Below are 16656 nucleotides of genomic sequence, written 5' to 3'. Positions count from 1 at the left end.
GTCAGGCCTCCGTCAATGCTTCGATGGGATTCAGATTCGCCGAGGTCGCTGCGGGCCACCATGCACCCAGCACGCTCACCAGTATCGGCATGGCCACGCCCAGCATGCTGGTAAACGTATCCATTTGCGGGATGATGACCAGAATTTGGTGAGTGCCCGGTGGCGGCGGCAGATGAATGCCGCCGTGGGTGGCGATGAACTGCGTCAACGCGCTGGCAAGCAGCAGGCCGGCCAATGCGCCGATAACGCCGATGATGAACCCCTCGGTCAGGAACAGGCGCCGCACCTGGTTTTTTTCCATTCCCAGCGCGCGCAGCGTGCCAATTTCTTTTTTCCGCTCCAGCACTGCCATCGCCATCACGTTGCCGATGCCGCCGCCGACCAGGATAAACAGCACGATGCCGACGACGATGGAAATGAACTTGAACGATGGGATCGCCCGAGGATAGACCGGAATCAGCACCTGATAGCCGCGCAGCGAAAACAACACCTGTTCGTTGCGCAGTTCAGCCTCGACCCGTTGCATCAAGGCGGGAATGCCGTCGAAATCTTCTGCGCCCACCACCACCTGCGACACGCGGTCATGCACCCTGAGCAACTTCTGCGCATCGTCCAGCGGCATTTCCAGATATATCGTGGAGGGGAAATGCCGTCCGTTCTTGGTGCCCACCAGCGTGGCATAGGTCAGGTTGAGGCCGCCATGCAAAGTCTGCACCACGATCGTGACCGGATCGCCGATCTTGATGCCCAGCATGTCCGCCAGGTCAGCGCCCAGGATGACTCCACCGCTCGTATCGCCGAGTTGTTTTCCGGCGACGATCAGGTCCTGCTGCTGGCTCAGGGTTTGCCGCTGCCGCGCAACGTCCACAGCCCTGCCGTCGAAGAAGGTGCTCTTGACGCCACTGCTCACCATGCCGGAAAAATTCAGTTTTCCGTAGGCCGCACGCACACCCGGCATTTTTGAGATTCTCTCCACCAGCGCGGCGCTGTTTTCCAGCGTCACCTTCAACGGTTCGGATTTGCCCATCTCCTGATAATCCCTATGCTCGACCTGGAATGCGCCGGTATTGGAATTGATTTCAAATTTGGCCCAATCGCGTTGCATGCCGTTGATGAAGTTTCCCGAACCGATAATCACCAGCACGCCGAACACGATGGAAAATTCGGTCAGCATCGTCCGGCGCAGGTTACGCCACAGGTTTTTGTAAGCCAGGCTAAAGAGCATCATGTCTTCCCCCATTCAGCGGTAATTCAACGATTCGATGACGCTTATCCGGGTTGCGGCGTGTATCGGTGCGACGGCCGCGATGAGGATGCAGATGATGGGCGCCGCCACCGACACTGCCAGGCTGGTGGCGTTCAGTATCGGATGCACCACCTGGTTGACGATGCCGCCCAGCGGAATGCCGAAGTACCGCCCGAGCAACACCAGCGCGACACCGAAGGCCAATCCAACCAGCGCCCCGCCGAAGCCGACGATGGCGGACTCGGTATAGAGCAAGCGGTACACGTCACGTTTATTCATGCCGATAGCGCGCAGCGTGCCGATTTCCCGGATGCGCTCGAAGAACGTCATCAGCAAGGCATTGCTTGTCACCACGCCGACCATCAGGATCAGGATGATGGAGATCAGCCTGCTGACACCCTCGAACATTCCGACCATGCGGCTGTAGATTTCGTTGTCGTACCAGGGAACCACCCGCCATGGCATGCCACGCGATTCGAAATAACGGTTGAGTTCCGCTTCGACGGTGGGAACATTTTTCGTGTCGTCTATGCGCACCACCAGTTGCGTCGCGCCGTCGCCAAGATCAAGAAGGTTGTCCTTCATCATCTTGCCCAAAGTGGTGAACACCAGGCTTTGCTCCAGCACCTCATCCGGCGGGAAGGTCACCACGCCACGGACATGCACCAGTGCGTTGCTGTTTTCGCCATGCACGGTTTTCGATAACAGCACCAATTCATCGCCGATGTTTAATTTAAAGTTCTTCGCTAGCGCACGGCCAATCAGCACGCCGTCCGGATCGCTCTCGGACAATAATTGGCCAGTAACCAAATTCTTGCCGTAGTCGGACAGAACCGTGGGCAGCGTGGCAAGGTCGGAGGCGAATGCAAAGAACGTGGTGCTCTTGTCGTTATTGCCCATCAGCCCGCCCGTCATCACACGCGGCATGACTGAGCGCACATGCGGGTTCTTCATGACTTCTGTTTTTAGTTCGCGATAATCGCGGATCAGGATCTTTTCCTGTTCGGCAAGGAAATATTTCTTGTAATCGCGGTGCTGGACTCGCACATGACCGTCGATCTGGTTGACCAGCGCATCCGACATGCTCACGGAAATGCCCGCGGTGATGCCATTAACGAACACCACCATGCTCACGCCCACCCCGATTGCCGCGAGTGTGGAGAGGGTGCGCCGCCGGTTGCGCCGCAGGTTATTCCAGGCAATATCCAGAAAAAGCATGATCAGCTCCTTATTCGAGCGTTATCTCCAAGACGCCGGTATCCGCAGAAAATGGAAATTGCAATTTTTCAAAGCTGGGGAATCCGGAAAACAAACCGAGGTGGAAATTATTGGAAAAACCGAACGACTCGGCAGGGAACCTGAAAACGTTATGATCCAGTTTTCCATTGCCGTTTTCATCGTGAAATACGGAAACGGCATACTTACCATAAGCCAGATTTGGAAAGTTGATGGTGGCGCTGCCATCGTGAATTTCTGCTTGTTCGCGCCGATAAGCCTTGTCTGGTTTCAGCACATCGTCCCCCTCACGGAAGAGATTCGCCACCGCATGACCGCGTTCATGGGAGAAACCGTGCACCTGGATAGAAAGCGTTCCGGATGAATCGGCAGCAAGGGCAGTTCCGGAAAAAATCAAGGATACAAGCGTGACAGCTCTTGTTCCCTTAATAAAATTGATAATAGTCTTGTTTTGAACCTCGTGCCAGAAATTAGCTATACCCATGAATATCTACTCTATTGATTGACCTATCTGAATACGAGTCCTAATATGAACATATGTTCATTACTAATGGTAAAGGCCGAAAAGCGGAGATGCCAGAACAGTGATAGCTATTTTGTTTTCTACGGAACAAAAATGCGTATTTTGTTCAAAATTGCGAATCGCGAGGCACAGCTATGCAAAATAAAACAGAGGGCAGGCGCACTCAAAAAACACGCAAGGCGCTTAATAATGCATTGTTTTCTCTGATGGTTGAGAAAAACTATGAGTCTATTGCCGTGCAGGAAATTTTAGATCGTGCAGACATAGGACGATCAACTTTTTATTCACACTTTCGTGATAAAGATGCGCTTCTTGTTGATGGCCTTCAAGGTCTTCGAGAACTCTTGCACAGCGCACAAAAATCGGCATCTCGAAATTCCATGGATAGTTATGAAAAAGTAATTGGGTTTAGTTTGGCGATGTTTGAACATGCCCACGACCATAAGGATATATATCTTTCGCTCGTCGGGGGGTATGGCTGGACTATCGTGCGTCAACATATTGAAGAAATGATTGTGCAGCTAATGAAGAAAGAAGCACGACCCCTTTATAAAAATTCAGCCGATTCTGAAATCCCATTCGATCTCTTTATTGACTTTTTGGGGGCTACGTTTATCGCAGTCATGACCTGGTGGTCTCATTATAAAAAACCTATTAGCCCAAAAGAGATTAATACACTTTTCCGCTCATTAGTTATTCCCACTCTTAGTGATAATTTGAGGCGTTAATCAGGAATGAAGTGCTGGTGATGCAACGATACCCGGCAGCATGCATTTCAGCGAGGGGGCTAAATGGCCTATTTTTTATCGATGTAATAGTGCGTCGAATTGTTGCGTCAAACAAAACCTGGCCGGTATTACACCGGCCAGGGATATGTTTGATTGTTAACAAATGCAGTTTTCAATGGCGATAGCCTTGATCTGCTCCTGGTAGTAAATGAATTGTCGTCCATCGCGCACATGTGCTGTAGCCCACAGCTTCAATGCAAACGCACAAGTGGTTGTGACACCATCCAGCATGTCGATACCGGTCGGCGCGTTGGTGGCATCAACTACCTTATTGATTGCGGAAGGTAAACCAGTGTTCGAGCTGCCGCTGTCGAGCACATGTACTGCCGGATTGACGCCTTTGGTGTATTGCAAGCCCCAGGCGTGCAGCCGGCCGTTTTCCTGTGACACGCTGATATTCAGGTTCAGTGGTGGCACGGATGAGCCGGGAATGACGCCGCACTCGTTGAGCACCGCCGGGATGTCGATGTTGACCACTGGCGGTTTGTTATCGAGCGTGATGACAAGGTCACAACGATCCAGCATCGGCGGCAACACGGCGGGTGGTACCACGGTGCCGTCGCGATAATCCACGCCCATTGCGGACGTGAGTTTGTTGCCGTTTTCGTCGAACACTTCCAGCCGCAATACATATTTGCCAGTGTCCACTTCCGCGAGCAGTGTATTCCAGGTGCCAATCCAGTCCGGGTTATACCAATAGTAGTCACTGAAATTACGTACTGCATAGAGTGCCTGCACGCCATTGACGGTCTGTGGGCCGAGCACATGGCTATCACTGAGCAGTGTACCCTTGTTGACGCGAGTATCCGACAGCGCCGCAGTTATAGGAACGAAATTACTGCTGCCATGCGCTGCATATGACAAACGATAATAGCGAGCCGGTGCGCCGGTGCTTAGCGCATCACCAAACTGACCGTACACTAGCAAGGTACTACCGTAAGCGACATTGCTGGGTGGTCCAGGTTGCCGGTACAAACCGCTGCCTTGATTGATGAGATAGACTTCATCGTCACCGATGCGGGTGAAGAATACCGGCGAACCTGCCGGGCGTGGATCGCAGTCCGGTGTGCCACATATGATTTCCTCATTATCAAGGAACAGATCAATGTGGGCGTTGCTGATATTCCAGCGCGTACTGGTGTAGGGGTCAAGATAGATGACATGTGCGACGCCATTGATCACTTGCGTGACGCGAATAATGATGTCGGGGCGAGCATCGAAACGTAAACGGCCACGGCGAAAATGGAACGGCCACCATTTAAAGCAACAACGGAAATAGCCGTGGCAGTCAGTGGTGGTTTCGCAAACGAGTTGTGTACTGTAAAAACAGTGCGGAAACAGCAGCCACGGCGCCAATTTAGATGTGATCGTCAGACGATCGAGGCGGCTTGCCAGTGAGGGTTGTAGTGCCGCGATTTCACCCACACGGCCCATGCTGAGACTGGCAGCAGGCGGGGCAGGCTGCGGATCGAAACCAACGGCCTCGCCCGCATGCATCAAGCTCATCGCCCGCGCGCGCGGTGGCAAGGGTTGTGGATTAAGACTCACGCTGCCGCCGAAATTGAGTTCCGGCGCAGGGTCCGGGCCGGGGATGGGGCGGGGTGGAATGGGAGATTGCCTGATTAACTCCGGCAGTCGGATGACCGGCCGATCAATCAGTTTATCCCACCCGTTGCGGATCCAGGGCCAGAGACAGGATTCGCGGTCGACATCGAAGATTTCAACTTTAACAAATGGAACCGGACAAATATCCGTGTGGCCGTCGTGATGCGAAATCTTGCGCACATGACCCGAGATGCAAATGCGCTGCGGCCACCAGGGCCACCAGATATCGCGTCTGATGTTGAGGTCTGGCCGAATGAGAAATACACCGCCGTCCTGCTGCCAGTCCTTGGCGGCAAATTTTTTGATATAGCCCGATGAAGCGCGCACTTGCGCCGGATTGCCCTTTGGTGCAATCACCAGCTCGACGTCTGCCGGTTGTGCCAGTCGTGGCGCTATGTTAAATGCACCACTTTTGTCTACGGCAGCGCTGCCGAGAAATTCTCCAACGCGGTTGTAGACATAGGCGGTCAGTTCAAGTTCAGCGGTTTCGGAATCCGCCTCTGCAAGTTTGACTTGCCCTTCGATACGGAGTTCGCCTTTTACATAGCGTCCGCCGCTTTCACTTTCCGAGTAATGTGTGACCATGACAACACCCTCCGTGGTAGATGACATATGAATCGGCTGCCGAGTAGCCGAGGTCCGGTACTCTAAAGTTTGCGGTTAAATTGCGAAATCACTCATTGGTACCGCATACCAAGGTATACGTTGATAAATAATGGAAATGGATGAGTGAAGAGCAGCTATTTACTTGAAGATCACGGAAAAATTTGCCACTGTTTGATTTGACCGTAGCACGCCGCTGAATAAGCTATAAAAAATAGCTTATTCATAATGATATTCCTTCCGGCTATTTTTTATTGCAGTAGATTAGCCGCTGAGTTCGCTCGCAGTTCGTAGAGTGAATGGTCAGGGCTGTTCTTATATAGTCGGCTCAGTAAGCATAGCACCGGAGTTTCTTTTCACAAGTGAGCTTAAGGAACCTCTGATTAATCTCTGCGGGTGTAATTCCCCGCAGCTTACTGCGAAAGATTTGTAGGGATGATTCATGAATCGCCCCTACGCCGCAAGCCCCGCCTGGCGGCGTTATCGCGGCGAAGCTGTTCCTACGATTTAATACCCCGGCCGCTTGTGCGATGAGACATGCAAAAAAGTAGATCTTGAGCATCTATGCGAGCGCGCGGTGGTGTGGTCAGTTGACTCCCTTGCGACCAATCAGGCTTTGCACGCTCTGAATCAGATCAGCTGGCAACACGATGGTAGTATTGCCCTGTTTGGTGGCGACTTCTTTCAGTGCGGCAATATATTTTTCGCCTAACAAAAAGTAAGCGGGTACTGTGTTGTCGGCAATGGCGGCGGTGACCATGCCGATGGCTGTGGCAGAGCTTTTGGCCAGGGCGATCTGTGCTTCGGCTTCGCGTTTGGCAGCTTCAAGTTTTCCCTCGGCATTGAGTATCGCGGCGGTCTTTTCACCTTCGGCGCGAGTGACGGCGGCTTTGCGTTCTCTTTCTGCGGCGGCCTGTTGTTCCATCGACTGTTGCATGGTGAGGGAAGGTTTGATGTCCTGGATTTCAACGGATTTGAGAGTCAGGCCCCAATCGGCGACATCGTCAGCGATGGATGACTTGAGTTCAGCCTTGATCTTGTCGCGAGAAGAAAGCGCTTCGTCCAGCATCATGCTGCCGATGATGGAGCGAAGAGAGGTTTGTACCATGTTGGTGACGGCCTGATTGTAATCAGACACACCATACACAGCATTCTGCGTGTCCGTGACTTTGACGAAGGCGATGGCATTGGTCATCAAGACGGCGTTGTCTTTGGTGATGACCTCTTGTTCAGGTACATCGAGAATGATGTCTTTGGTGGTGACACGGTAGGCGACGCGATCGATGTAGGGAATCAGGATGTGTAGCCCAGGGGTGAGTGTAGAGTGATATTTGCCCAGCCGTTCGACCACCCATTCACTGCCTTGCGGAACGATGCGAATGCCAGTACCAATGGTAACAGCGACGAAAATGACAAAAATGATGGCCAAAAAAGTAAGTTCCATGGCTATTTTGCTCCGTTATTGTGATCAATCTTGGATACTTTGAGATACTGTCCAACCACATCGACAATCTTCGCTTTTTCATTGGCGGGGATTGTTTCGTCGGCGATGACAGGCCATTTATCCGAGCCAAGTATCGGACGCTGGAACATGATTTCGCCTTTCTTCATTTCAGATACTTCTTTGATGACTAAACCAGTTTCGCCAAGAAAGGCCTCTTTGGATAGACCGGCTTTGGTGCGGTCCGGATTTTTGAAGAACCGAAACCAGGCGTAGGTGAAGCCGATCGAGATAATGGCCCATAGGACTAATTGTGTCGTGAAGCTAAGATCAAAGGCCAGCATCAGCAGGCCGACGATGATCGCGCCCGCGCCGAACCAGATCAGGAAAAATGTAGGGACCACCAGTTCCAACATGGCAATCACAAGTCCCGCGACAATCCAGTACCACCACTCTAATTCCATTGAGGTTTCTCCCTCGAATTACATGGCCGTGTTAGCGGCCGAATCGGCGCGGATGTGATAGTCAGCACAGGTTAGTCGAGATAATTGACGATATCATCCAGCCGCCGGCGCGGAGTGGGTTCGGGTAATTCGGCGGGATAACCAAGACTGAGGAGTGCTACCGGCACGAGATTATTAGATATATCGAGCGCTTTTCGGACACGGCTTTCGTCGAAATATCCAATCCAGGTCGATCCCATGCCCGCAGCGACAATCGCGAGCTGGGCATAGGCGGCGGCAATGGTGGCGTCTTTGGTGGCATAAAGCGTACGGCCGCGATCACCATACTTTTCGGCTGAACGTTGTGGATCGGCACAAAAAACCAGGCACACAGGCGCTTCGGCGATGAAGCTTTGATTGTCGGCGGCGGCGGAAAGCGCTTGGCGTTTGCTGGCATCGCTGACAACTAAAATCCGGTAAGCCTGGAGATCGCCCGCAGAGGGTGCGGCGCAAGCGGTTTCCAGGATAGCGTGGAGTTTTTCGCGCTCGACCGGGAGATCGCTGCGATAGCGGCGGACTGAGTGACGGTGACGGACGGTTTCGAAAAAATCCCACATGATTGTCTCCTTGCTTTGCTGAGTGTCTTCCTTCTAAAAATCTCAATTTCACCACAGAGACACAGAGAAAAGTCAGGTGGTTGTTTTATTTTTGGGGCTCAACTCTGGGATGAGCGCCATCGGATCGCCAACCTATTGATTCCGTTTTCTCTTTTTCTCTGTGTCTCTGTGGCTAGGAACTTAGGTTCAAACGTTATTGAGCGCCTTCAACGCTGGGCTATCCGGATAGTTTAGCTTTAACACATCCAGTGCGTCATTGGCCAGATCATTGAGCTGGAGCTGGCGATAGGCCTGCACCATGATGCTCAGGGCTTGCGGGATGGCGGGTGTTTGGGGATAGGTTTCCAGGAGGTATTTGCCGCGATTGGCAGCGGCGAGATAGGCCTGACGGCGCAGGTAATAGTCAGCGACGTGTAGTTCATACTGCGCTAGGTGATTACGCAGGTGAATCATGCGTTGGCGCGCATCGTCGGCGTAACGGCTATTGGGGAATTGTTGGATCAAGTCGGCAAAATTGCGGAAGGCTTCACGGGCGGGTTTCGGGTCGCGGGTGGTCGGATCGAGGCCCAGGAAAAGATCGAAGCTGCTCAAGCCCCGGTCAAAATTGGCCAGGCCCTTGAGGTAATAGGCGTACTCGACGTTCTTGTGGCGCGGATAGAGTTTGATGAAGCGGTCGGCGGCGGCAATGGCAGATTCAGGTTCATCGAACTTGTAATAGGCATAGCCGATTTCGAGCTGCGCCTGTTCGGTATACGGGCCAAAGGGATGGCGCACCTCCAGGTCTTCAAAGTGCTTGACGGCGGTTTGGTAATCGCTCGATTTCATGGCTTTTTGCGCCTCTTCGTAGTAGCGCTGGGCGGTCCAGGTGCTGGGATCGTCCTTGGTGGTGGCGCAACCGGCAAGGAGGAGGGTGGTCAGGGTGAATAAGCTAATGATTTTCCGCAACGACATGACGCAATTCTGGGCTGGCTTCTGTGGGGTTAGTGGCTGCCTAGACTATCACAAGCCGAAGGGGCTGTCTTTGCACACAATTTATCTCAACTTCATGCTTGCCGCCCCACTGAGGGTCAGCCACCCGAGGCGAAGAGCAGGGCCCACGGCGTAAGCCGGGGATGCGACCGCCGGTGGGCGGCTTGGGATTCGACGGCCACTGCTCAGCGCGGTTATCTGGATTTAATGTCTTTTTGTACATCGCGTAACGGCCGTATCCACGCATCCTGGGTGCCGAGTTGGTTGAGGATATCGCGGCGGGCGGCACGGGCATCGGCGAGGTTGGCATAAAGACCATAGAGTACCGAGTACCATTCGCCCTTGGCCTGGTGTTTGCGGTAGTAGGCGACGTCCTGGCCGATGTCATGCTGATTGACAAAGTTGCGTACCCAGCGTGCTTGTGAGGTGCCAGCGATTTGCAGGGTGTAGAAGTCACCACGTTGCCGGAGTAACCACGCTTCGTCACGCAGGCCTTTAAGATAGAGTTCTGTCTGTTTGGGATCTTCAGCGCTGGGGGAAGGTTCGCCTGTGGACGCGAAGGGTGCAGGCTGCGGCTGGGCAACGACGGGTTCAGCGCCCGTGGGTAATTCGGCGGTCATCGATTCACGGGCCGGGCTTGCCTCTTCATCAATCGGCTCCGCAACGGCGATCGCTGGTTTTGTTGCCGTTACCGGTTCGGGTGTTGCTGGCGTCGCCGTTGGGGTGGCCGGTGCATGGTTGAGCTGAACCAGCAGTTTCATGGCTTCGGTAGCGACCTGGGTATCCGCGTAATGCTCGGCGACGTAGCGGGCGCGGGTGCGGGCAGAATCCTTGTTGCCTTTTTCCAGGGCTTGTTGCGCCAACTGCAATTCATGATTGGCCAGACGGTCGCGCAATAAATTCAGCCGCGCGTGGGCATCGCGCGCGTAATTGCTGTCTGGATAATGTTGGATCAAGGCAAGAAAACTATCATAAGCGGCGCGGGCTTGATTGGCGATGTTTGGGTCATCCAATTTGACCGGATCATTAAGCGCATTAATGCCACGTTCAAAATCGGCGAGGCCGCGCAAATAATAGGCATAGGCGTCATCTTTGTCATCGGGATAAAGCGTTAAATATTTATCGGCGGCGGCAATCGTGGCGTCGTAGCGAAGATTTTTGTAATGGGCGTAGGCAATTTGTAAATAGGATTCGCGGGTATGCGAGTCCAGCGGATAACGTACGGTGAGTTCCTGCAGATAATCTGCGGCGGTACCGTAATTGTTAAGTTGCATTGCGGCGTGGGCTTCTTCCCGATACCGATCGGCGGACCAGGATTGACGCTGATCGCGGGGGTTCATCGAACTACAGCCGCTGAAGATGAGGGCCGCAGTGAATATCGCAATGACTAGCCGCTGAATCGCCATCTCACACAAAGCCGGAAGTTCCCAGTACCAAAGACTGGGTTCAGCCTAACATAGGCGGAGCAGTTTTGTCTCTGGAATTAACCCGGTTACTTTGTGCTGCGGATGGCGCTATGCACGTCGCTGAATTTGCGCACCCAAGGTTGAGCGCCGGCGGATTCGGCGACGGTTTTGGCCGCCTCCGCGGCGGCTTGCTTGGTAGGATAGCTGCCGTAGGTGACGGAGAAAAACTCTTTGTTGTCGCGTATGTTGCGGAAGTAGGCGGCCTCGTCTCCAAGTTGGTGTTGACGAATAAATTGCTGGGCAGATTTTTCCTGCGACACAGCGGTTACCTGAAGGGTGTAGTATCGTGGGTTCTGGCTTAGCAACCATTCTTCACGTCGCGGCCCCGACGTGGTATTGGTTTTTGCCGGTGCGCTTGTTTCGGGTTTGTTTGCGGTTGCTGCCGGCGCTGCGGGTGCAGGAGCAGGTACCGGCGCTGTTTGAATTACGGGTGTAATGCTCGGTATTACAGCAGCAGCTGCGGCGGTGATTTCAACGGCAGCAGGTTGCGATTTGTCGACAGGCTGAACAGTTTCTGTTGGTTTGGGGGTTGGAACAGGTTCGGAAATGTCGGTGGCTTTTGGTTTGGAAGAGTTCTGAACCATGGCCAGACGACTTTGCCGAATGTCGATTTGTGCTGAACTGACTTCGCGTACCCAGGGTTGGCGCCGCAAGATGGGATCAGGCAACAATGAGCCGGCTTCCATCGCTGCGCGTTTATTCAGGTATACGCCATAGAGCAAAACATAGACAGAGCCATTCTCGTTCCGCAACTCGTAGATAATCGCCTTGTCTTTAAGCTCATTTGTTTTAATGAGTTGCTGCAGCTCTTCAGGCTTGGGGTCGGCCGTCAACTGCAAGGTGAAATAGGAGGGCGGTTGTCCGAGCAGCCAGTTTGCATCTTTGATTCCATCGCTGGAAATGGCTTCGTTCTTGGGAGTAGTCTCAGCCACCTGAGTATTGTTGCGACGTAGCATCAACAGTTCCAACAGATGCGTACTTTTTTGGCGCGCATCGGCCACGTACTGACTGCCGGGATAACGATCAATCAATAAACCAAAATAACCAAGCGCCTGGTCAGTGATGGCGGCGATACGGGCGTTGCCTTGATCGGTGTTTGCAGTAGCAAACATTTGTGTGGCTTCATCGTAACGGGTGAGTCCGGCGAGATAATAAGCGTAAGGCAGATGCGGGTGATCGGGTTGTTCGGCAATGAAACTATCCAGCATATTAATTGCCGCATCGCTGTCTGCCAGTTTGTAATAGGCGTAGCCCATTTCGATGAGCGCTTGATTGGCGTAGGGGTCGTGCGGATAGAGTTTACGTAACTGGTCGAAATAAGTGAGCGCGCCCTGAAGGTCGCCGCTGGTCATCGAACTCTTGCCGTTTTGATAATAATCCTCGGCGGTCGCCGCCCAAGTCTGAAATGGGGCGTCCAGCAGCAGTAATCCACATAGCGCTAACTTTTTAATGTGGTTGCAGAGAGTCCGTTTTGCCATGTTGTCCCTTTTATCCATGTCAGCTTTAGGTAGTTTAGCGGGGATTTGTTAGGATAGCTGCCTCGATGGTCAGTGACCAGCGCAATGCTCCTTTAAACCATATGCCTACGACAAAGTCTTATAAATGTTAGCGCACGATTATTTAACGGTTGAAGTCCCGGAAACCTTAACCGGCCAGCGTTTGGACCAGGCCCTGGCCCAGCTATTTCCGGACTATTCCAGGGCCCGGCTCCAACACTGGATCAAGGAGGGGCAGGTGCTGGTCGATGGCGAGGTCTGGCGACCCAAGGATAAAGTGATCGGTGGCGAGCAGGTCGAGCTCACCGCTGTTACCGAGATTGAGGTGGATTGGCAGCCGCAGGACATCCCGTTAACGGTGGTGTATGAGGATGAGGACATCCTGGTGGTCAACAAGCCGGCGGGGATGGTGGTACACCCGGCGGCCGGTAATCCGGACGGCACCCTGGTCAATGCCCTGTTGCATTATGCCCCCGAGGTGGCCGCGGTGCCACGGGCGGGGATTATCCATCGTTTGGACAAGGACACTAGCGGCCTGCTGGTTGTCGCGCGCCACATCAAGTCGCAGAAGCGATTGGTGGAGATGATGCAGCTGCGCGAGATCAAACGCCAGTATCAAGCCGTGGTCTGCGGCGTGATGACCGGCGGCGGCACCGTTGAGGCGCCGATTGGTCGCCACCCCGTCGACCGCAAACGGATGGCGGTGGTGGAGACGGGCAAAGAGGCGATCACCCACTACCGCGTGACCGAGCGCTTTCGCGCCCATACCTTTATCCAAGTGAACTTAGAAACTGGCCGCACCCACCAGATCCGCGTCCACATGGCGTATATCCATTACCCGTTGGTCGGTGATCCGGTTTATGGCGGGCGCCTGAAACTGCCGCCCGATAGCGGCGAGCGGATACAAACTGCATTGCGCCAGTTCAACCGCCAGGCGCTGCATGCGGCGTGCCTCGGTTTGGAGCAACCGATGACCGGCGAGTGGCTGGAATGGGAAACCCCCGCGCCAGCAGACATGACCGAATTGCTGGACGTCCTGAGAGAGGATCTCCGTGAGCACGGTGGTTAACGGCTGGATCGTTCCCGATTGGCCCGCTCCAGCGCGGGTGCGGGCCGGCACCACCACCCGCCAGGGCGGTGTGAGCGTGGCGCCGTGGAATAGCCTCAATCTTGGCGATCACGTCAGCGATGAGCCACAAGCCGTGGCCGAAAACCGCCGCCGCTTGCGTCAAGCGCGGGGCTTGCCTGCCGAGCCGCTGTGGCTGGAACAGGTACATGGCATCGATGTAATCGATGTGGCTACCGCGCACGGTAAACCGATGGCCGATGCCAGTGTTGCCGATCGCCCGGGTCTGGTCTGTGCCGTGCTGACGGCGGACTGTCTGCCAGTGTTGTTATGCGATGTGCAAGGTACCCATGTCGGCGCCGCCCATGCCGGTTGGCGCGGGCTGGTGAATGGGGTGATCGAACAAACTGTACTCCGCATGGGCAGCCCCGCGAATGATCTGCTGGCCTGGCTTGGCCCTGCTATCGGCCCGGACGCATTTGAGGTCGGCGACGAGGTACGACAGGCCTTTATCGCCCATGATCCCGCTGCCGCCGCGGCCTTCGTACCGTCACCTGCCGGGCGCTGGCTGGCCGATATTTACCAGCTGGCCCGTCTGCGTTTGCAGCGATTGGGGGTAAACCAAATTTATGGTGGGCATTGGTGTACCTTTACTGATGCCGAGCGCTTCTATTCTTATCGTCGTGAGGGTGTCACGGGTCGCATGGCGAGCCTGATCTGGCTCGCCGCTGGCTGAAAAACGCACCGAGGGGCGCTTCGTGGCTGATGTCGGCCAAATATCGGGATTCATGTAGGGGCGATTCATGAATCGCCCCTACGATTGATTTTCACCCGCTTCTGCTGCATCCCCTGATCGCGTTTTTCAACAAGCTGCTGGAGCAGGGCCTGGAATAGGCACCCGCTCATTCCTTACCCTTTTTCTTTCCCCTACGCTAATATAGTGCGCCTTTGTTCTTGGAAGATGTTGCCGCAATGTCCCTGCTCACATTAATCATTATTTTCAGCCTGGTCGGCGGCGTGCTGAGCGTGCTCCTCGCCTCGGTCGTGTTATTGCTCAATGACCGACAACGCGATCACATCATTCCGCATATGATCAGTTTCGCCATCGGCGCGATGCTGGGCGCGGCCTTTCTCGCCTTGTTGCCACATGCTTTGGAAAATCCGGCCGTGGATGCGCATGACATTACCTTTACGGTATTGATCGGTATCCTCGGATTTTTCCTCCTGGAAAAACTCGTCTTGTGGCGTCACTGTCACACCTCCACCTGCGAGGCCCACGGCACCGAACCCGTCGTAACACATGAACACCATGAACATTCCGCCGCCATCTTCGTATTGATCGGTGACAGTCTGCACAATCTGGTCGATGGCGTGCTGATCGGCGCCGCATTTCTTACCGATGCACATTTGGGGATCGTCACCGCGCTTGCCGTTGCCGCGCATGAAATACCGCAAGAGCTCGGCGATTTTATTGTGTTACTGAAGGGTGGCTTCAGTCGCAAACGCGCATTGATCTGGAACGTACTCACCAGCCTAACTACTGTCATTGGTGCATTAGCCACTTATTTTGCGTTGCAGAGTTTTGCACACATTCTGCCGTATGTGCTGGCCATTGCCGCCGCCTGTTTTATTTACGTTGCCGTTGCCGACCTGATTCCCGGTCTACACAAACGCCTGCATTTCAGCGCTACCATGCAGCAAATGGCGCTCATCTCCGCTGGAGTCGCGGTGATATACTTCGCTCATTCCACGTTACACAACGGATAACGCAGGAGGTCACCCATGGCCAAATGGTACATGCTCACACTCGTCGGCAAAGACCGACCCGGCATCGTCGCCCACGTTACCGCCGCATTATTCGATGGCGGTTGCGATCTCGGCGAAACCTCAATGCTGCGCCTCGGCGACTGCTTCACCATCATGATGATGGTGAAGCACAACGGCGGCGCCAAAGCCTTGCAGCAACAGTTAGCCCCCGTTGCAGAATCGCTGGGCCTGCATTTTCACATCGACAAAATCGACGGCCACCTGCATCGTCATCTGCAGCCGGATGTGCATATTGCCGTTTATGGCGCCGACCGCCCAGGCATCGTCGCCAAAGTCACCAACGCTCTCGACGAAGCAGGATTGAATATCGTCAATCTTGATTCCGATGTCGGCGGCACCGAAGACAAACCGATCTACATCATGCACATCGACGGCGTCGCGTGCGAAGGCATTGCCGCACTCGAATCCGCACTCGCCATCGTTACCCAGGAAGGAATTCAGGCCAAACTCACGCCCATTGATGTCATGATTGGGTGATTCGTGTCTGTGTTTGAAATCCTCACCTATCCCGACCCGCGTCTGAAACAAATCTCAGTGCCGGTCGTACACTTCGATGATGAATTACGCCAGTTCATTATCGACATCGAACAAATCATGCGCAGCAGCCCCGGCGGCGTCGGCATCGCCGCACCGCAAGTCGGCCGCCTGCAACGCATCGTCATTGTCGATGTCTCCCGCAAATCCAAAATCGAACATCACGGCAGACTGGTGCTGATCAATCCTGAAATTACCGCTTACGAAGGCTACACCAAAGGCCGCGAAGGCTGCATGTCTGTGCCCGATTACACCGGAAACGTCATGCGCGCCGAACGCATCAGCGTTGAATATTGTGACGAACACAGTACCCAACACACCCTCCAAACCAGCGGCTACGAAGCCCGCGCCATTCAGCATGAAATCGATCATCTGGATGGCTTGTTGTTCCTTGATCGGCTTGTGAGCCGACGGAATGATTTGTTTCGGCGTAAAAACTATCATTAAAGTGTGTGATATATACCAATACTCGCTGTTTGCTACATGGCTATTTTCTAAATTTTATAAGCCACTACCGCGCACCCCTCGCTAGCCTTATACGCAGTCAACTAAAGTCCTATCCTTTAACTGTCGATATACGCTATGGAAGTCAAAGAGCCTGCTGGCGTGCTATGGGGTAGCACGCGCTGGCGCTTTGCACTGTGTTCGGGGGTGGGGTAATCTCCCCATTTTTAGCTGCTGCCAAAAGTAGAGGTCATGCGGCTACTGCCAGCATTTGTTTTGGTGGTAATCCATCATTAGCCTTGTGAGGGCGTTCATTATTGTAAAACCATAACCATGAGGTTGCATAGTTCTG

16 protein-coding genes are annotated in these 16656 nt (G+C 54.0%); 6 read left to right on the top strand and 10 right to left on the bottom strand.

The window, feature by feature from the left end; genetic code table 11:
• Position 1 precedes the first annotated feature (1 nt).
• From HY272_07510 to HY272_07500, 3 genes are read right to left on the bottom strand one after another with little or no spacing between them, the layout of a single operon-like run.
• Positions 2-1228 carry an ABC transporter permease gene (locus HY272_07510; protein ID MBI3772531.1) on the bottom strand — a complete coding sequence of 409 codons (1227 nt, stop codon included), beginning with the start codon at positions 1226-1228 and terminating at the stop codon, positions 2-4.
• A gap of 12 nt (positions 1229-1240) precedes the next feature.
• Complete coding sequence (locus tag HY272_07505) at positions 1241-2464, bottom strand: ABC transporter permease (protein MBI3772530.1); 1224 nt, start codon at positions 2462-2464, stop codon at positions 1241-1243.
• Positions 2465-2474: 10 nt separating this feature from the next.
• Positions 2475-2966, bottom strand: coding sequence for a DUF2141 domain-containing protein (locus HY272_07500; GenBank protein MBI3772529.1), 492 nt, complete (start codon positions 2964-2966; stop codon positions 2475-2477).
• A 173-nt stretch (positions 2967-3139) separates the two neighbouring features.
• Between HY272_07500 and HY272_07495 the strand changes: the two genes are divergently transcribed.
• Positions 3140-3733: a TetR/AcrR family transcriptional regulator gene (locus HY272_07495; protein MBI3772528.1), complete on the top strand. Its 594-nt coding sequence runs from the start codon at positions 3140-3142 to the stop codon at positions 3731-3733.
• 156 nt (positions 3734-3889) lie between these two features.
• Here HY272_07495 and HY272_07490 read toward each other — a convergent pair whose 3' ends face one another.
• From HY272_07490 to bamD (HY272_07460), 7 genes are all read right to left on the bottom strand, one after another.
• Positions 3890-5983, bottom strand: coding sequence for a hypothetical protein (locus HY272_07490; protein ID MBI3772527.1), 2094 nt, complete (start codon positions 5981-5983; stop codon positions 3890-3892).
• Positions 5984-6587: 604 nt separating this feature from the next.
• Positions 6588-7445: an SPFH/Band 7/PHB domain protein gene (locus HY272_07485; protein ID MBI3772526.1), complete on the bottom strand. Its 858-nt coding sequence runs from the start codon at positions 7443-7445 to the stop codon at positions 6588-6590.
• A 2-nt stretch (positions 7446-7447) separates the two neighbouring features.
• Positions 7448-7906, bottom strand: a complete 459-nt coding sequence (locus HY272_07480; GenBank protein MBI3772525.1) for an NfeD family protein — start codon at positions 7904-7906, stop codon at positions 7448-7450.
• 71 nt (positions 7907-7977) lie between these two features.
• Positions 7978-8502 (bottom strand): nitroreductase family protein, encoded by a 525-nt coding sequence (locus HY272_07475; protein MBI3772524.1) that lies wholly within the window; start codon positions 8500-8502, stop codon positions 7978-7980.
• Between the two features lie 186 nt (positions 8503-8688).
• Complete coding sequence (locus tag HY272_07470; protein ID MBI3772523.1) at positions 8689-9453, bottom strand: outer membrane protein assembly factor BamD; 765 nt, start codon at positions 9451-9453, stop codon at positions 8689-8691.
• Positions 9454-9665: 212 nt separating this feature from the next.
• Complete coding sequence (gene bamD / locus HY272_07465) at positions 9666-10877, bottom strand: outer membrane protein assembly factor BamD (GenBank protein ID MBI3772522.1); 1212 nt, start codon at positions 10875-10877, stop codon at positions 9666-9668.
• A gap of 86 nt (positions 10878-10963) precedes the next feature.
• Positions 10964-12415, bottom strand: coding sequence for an outer membrane protein assembly factor BamD (gene bamD, locus HY272_07460; protein MBI3772521.1), 1452 nt, complete (start codon positions 12413-12415; stop codon positions 10964-10966).
• Between the two features lie 124 nt (positions 12416-12539).
• Here bamD (HY272_07460) and rluD point away from each other — a divergent pair, with 124 nt between their 5' ends.
• The 5 genes from rluD (at position 12540) to def (ending at position 16307) form a co-directional block, all read left to right on the top strand.
• Positions 12540-13502: a 23S rRNA pseudouridine(1911/1915/1917) synthase RluD gene (gene rluD / locus HY272_07455; GenBank protein ID MBI3772520.1), complete on the top strand. Its 963-nt coding sequence runs from the start codon at positions 12540-12542 to the stop codon at positions 13500-13502.
• Positions 13495-14235 carry a peptidoglycan editing factor PgeF gene (gene pgeF, locus HY272_07450; GenBank protein MBI3772519.1) on the top strand — a complete coding sequence of 247 codons (741 nt, stop codon included), beginning with the start codon at positions 13495-13497 and terminating at the stop codon, positions 14233-14235. Before rluD ends, pgeF begins: the two co-directional genes overlap by 8 nt.
• A 236-nt stretch (positions 14236-14471) precedes the next feature.
• Positions 14472-15266 carry a ZIP family metal transporter gene (locus tag HY272_07445; protein MBI3772518.1) on the top strand — a complete coding sequence of 265 codons (795 nt, stop codon included), beginning with the start codon at positions 14472-14474 and terminating at the stop codon, positions 15264-15266.
• A gap of 15 nt (positions 15267-15281) precedes the next feature.
• Positions 15282-15803: an ACT domain-containing protein gene (locus HY272_07440; protein ID MBI3772517.1), complete on the top strand. Its 522-nt coding sequence runs from the start codon at positions 15282-15284 to the stop codon at positions 15801-15803.
• Between the two features lie 3 nt (positions 15804-15806).
• A complete protein-coding gene (gene def, locus HY272_07435; protein MBI3772516.1) occupies positions 15807-16307 on the top strand; it encodes a peptide deformylase in 501 nt (166 codons plus the stop codon).
• Positions 16308-16656: the final 349 nt, after the last annotated feature.

It is taken from the genome of Gammaproteobacteria bacterium, from assembly GCA_016200485.1.
In the GTDB taxonomy this organism is placed as follows: Bacteria; Pseudomonadota; Gammaproteobacteria; order Tenderiales; family Tenderiaceae; genus JACQEP01.
This window is presented reverse-complemented; position numbering and strand designations above follow the sequence as displayed.

Coding starts and splice junctions, on each gene's coding strand:
- HY272_07440 (MBI3772517.1), top strand. CDS start 15,282: ATGGCCAAATGGTACATGCTCACACTCGTCGGCAAAGACCGACCCGGC.
- HY272_07480 (MBI3772525.1), bottom strand. CDS start 7,906: ATGGAATTAGAGTGGTGGTACTGGATTGTCGCGGGACTTGTGATTGCC.
- HY272_07445 (MBI3772518.1), top strand. CDS start 14,472: ATGTCCCTGCTCACATTAATCATTATTTTCAGCCTGGTCGGCGGCGTG.
- HY272_07490 (MBI3772527.1), bottom strand. CDS start 5,983: ATGGTCACACATTACTCGGAAAGTGAAAGCGGCGGACGCTATGTAAAA.
- rluD (MBI3772520.1), top strand. CDS start 12,540: ATGTTAGCGCACGATTATTTAACGGTTGAAGTCCCGGAAACCTTAACC.
- HY272_07495 (MBI3772528.1), top strand. CDS start 3,140: ATGCAAAATAAAACAGAGGGCAGGCGCACTCAAAAAACACGCAAGGCG.
- HY272_07475 (MBI3772524.1), bottom strand. CDS start 8,502: ATGTGGGATTTTTTCGAAACCGTCCGTCACCGTCACTCAGTCCGCCGC.
- HY272_07470 (MBI3772523.1), bottom strand. CDS start 9,453: ATGTCGTTGCGGAAAATCATTAGCTTATTCACCCTGACCACCCTCCTC.
- HY272_07510 (MBI3772531.1), bottom strand. CDS start 1,228: ATGATGCTCTTTAGCCTGGCTTACAAAAACCTGTGGCGTAACCTGCGC.
- HY272_07500 (MBI3772529.1), bottom strand. CDS start 2,966: ATGGGTATAGCTAATTTCTGGCACGAGGTTCAAAACAAGACTATTATC.
- bamD (MBI3772521.1), bottom strand. CDS start 12,415: ATGGCAAAACGGACTCTCTGCAACCACATTAAAAAGTTAGCGCTATGT.
- HY272_07505 (MBI3772530.1), bottom strand. CDS start 2,464: ATGCTTTTTCTGGATATTGCCTGGAATAACCTGCGGCGCAACCGGCGG.
- HY272_07485 (MBI3772526.1), bottom strand. CDS start 7,445: ATGGAACTTACTTTTTTGGCCATCATTTTTGTCATTTTCGTCGCTGTT.
- bamD (MBI3772522.1), bottom strand. CDS start 10,877: ATGGCGATTCAGCGGCTAGTCATTGCGATATTCACTGCGGCCCTCATC.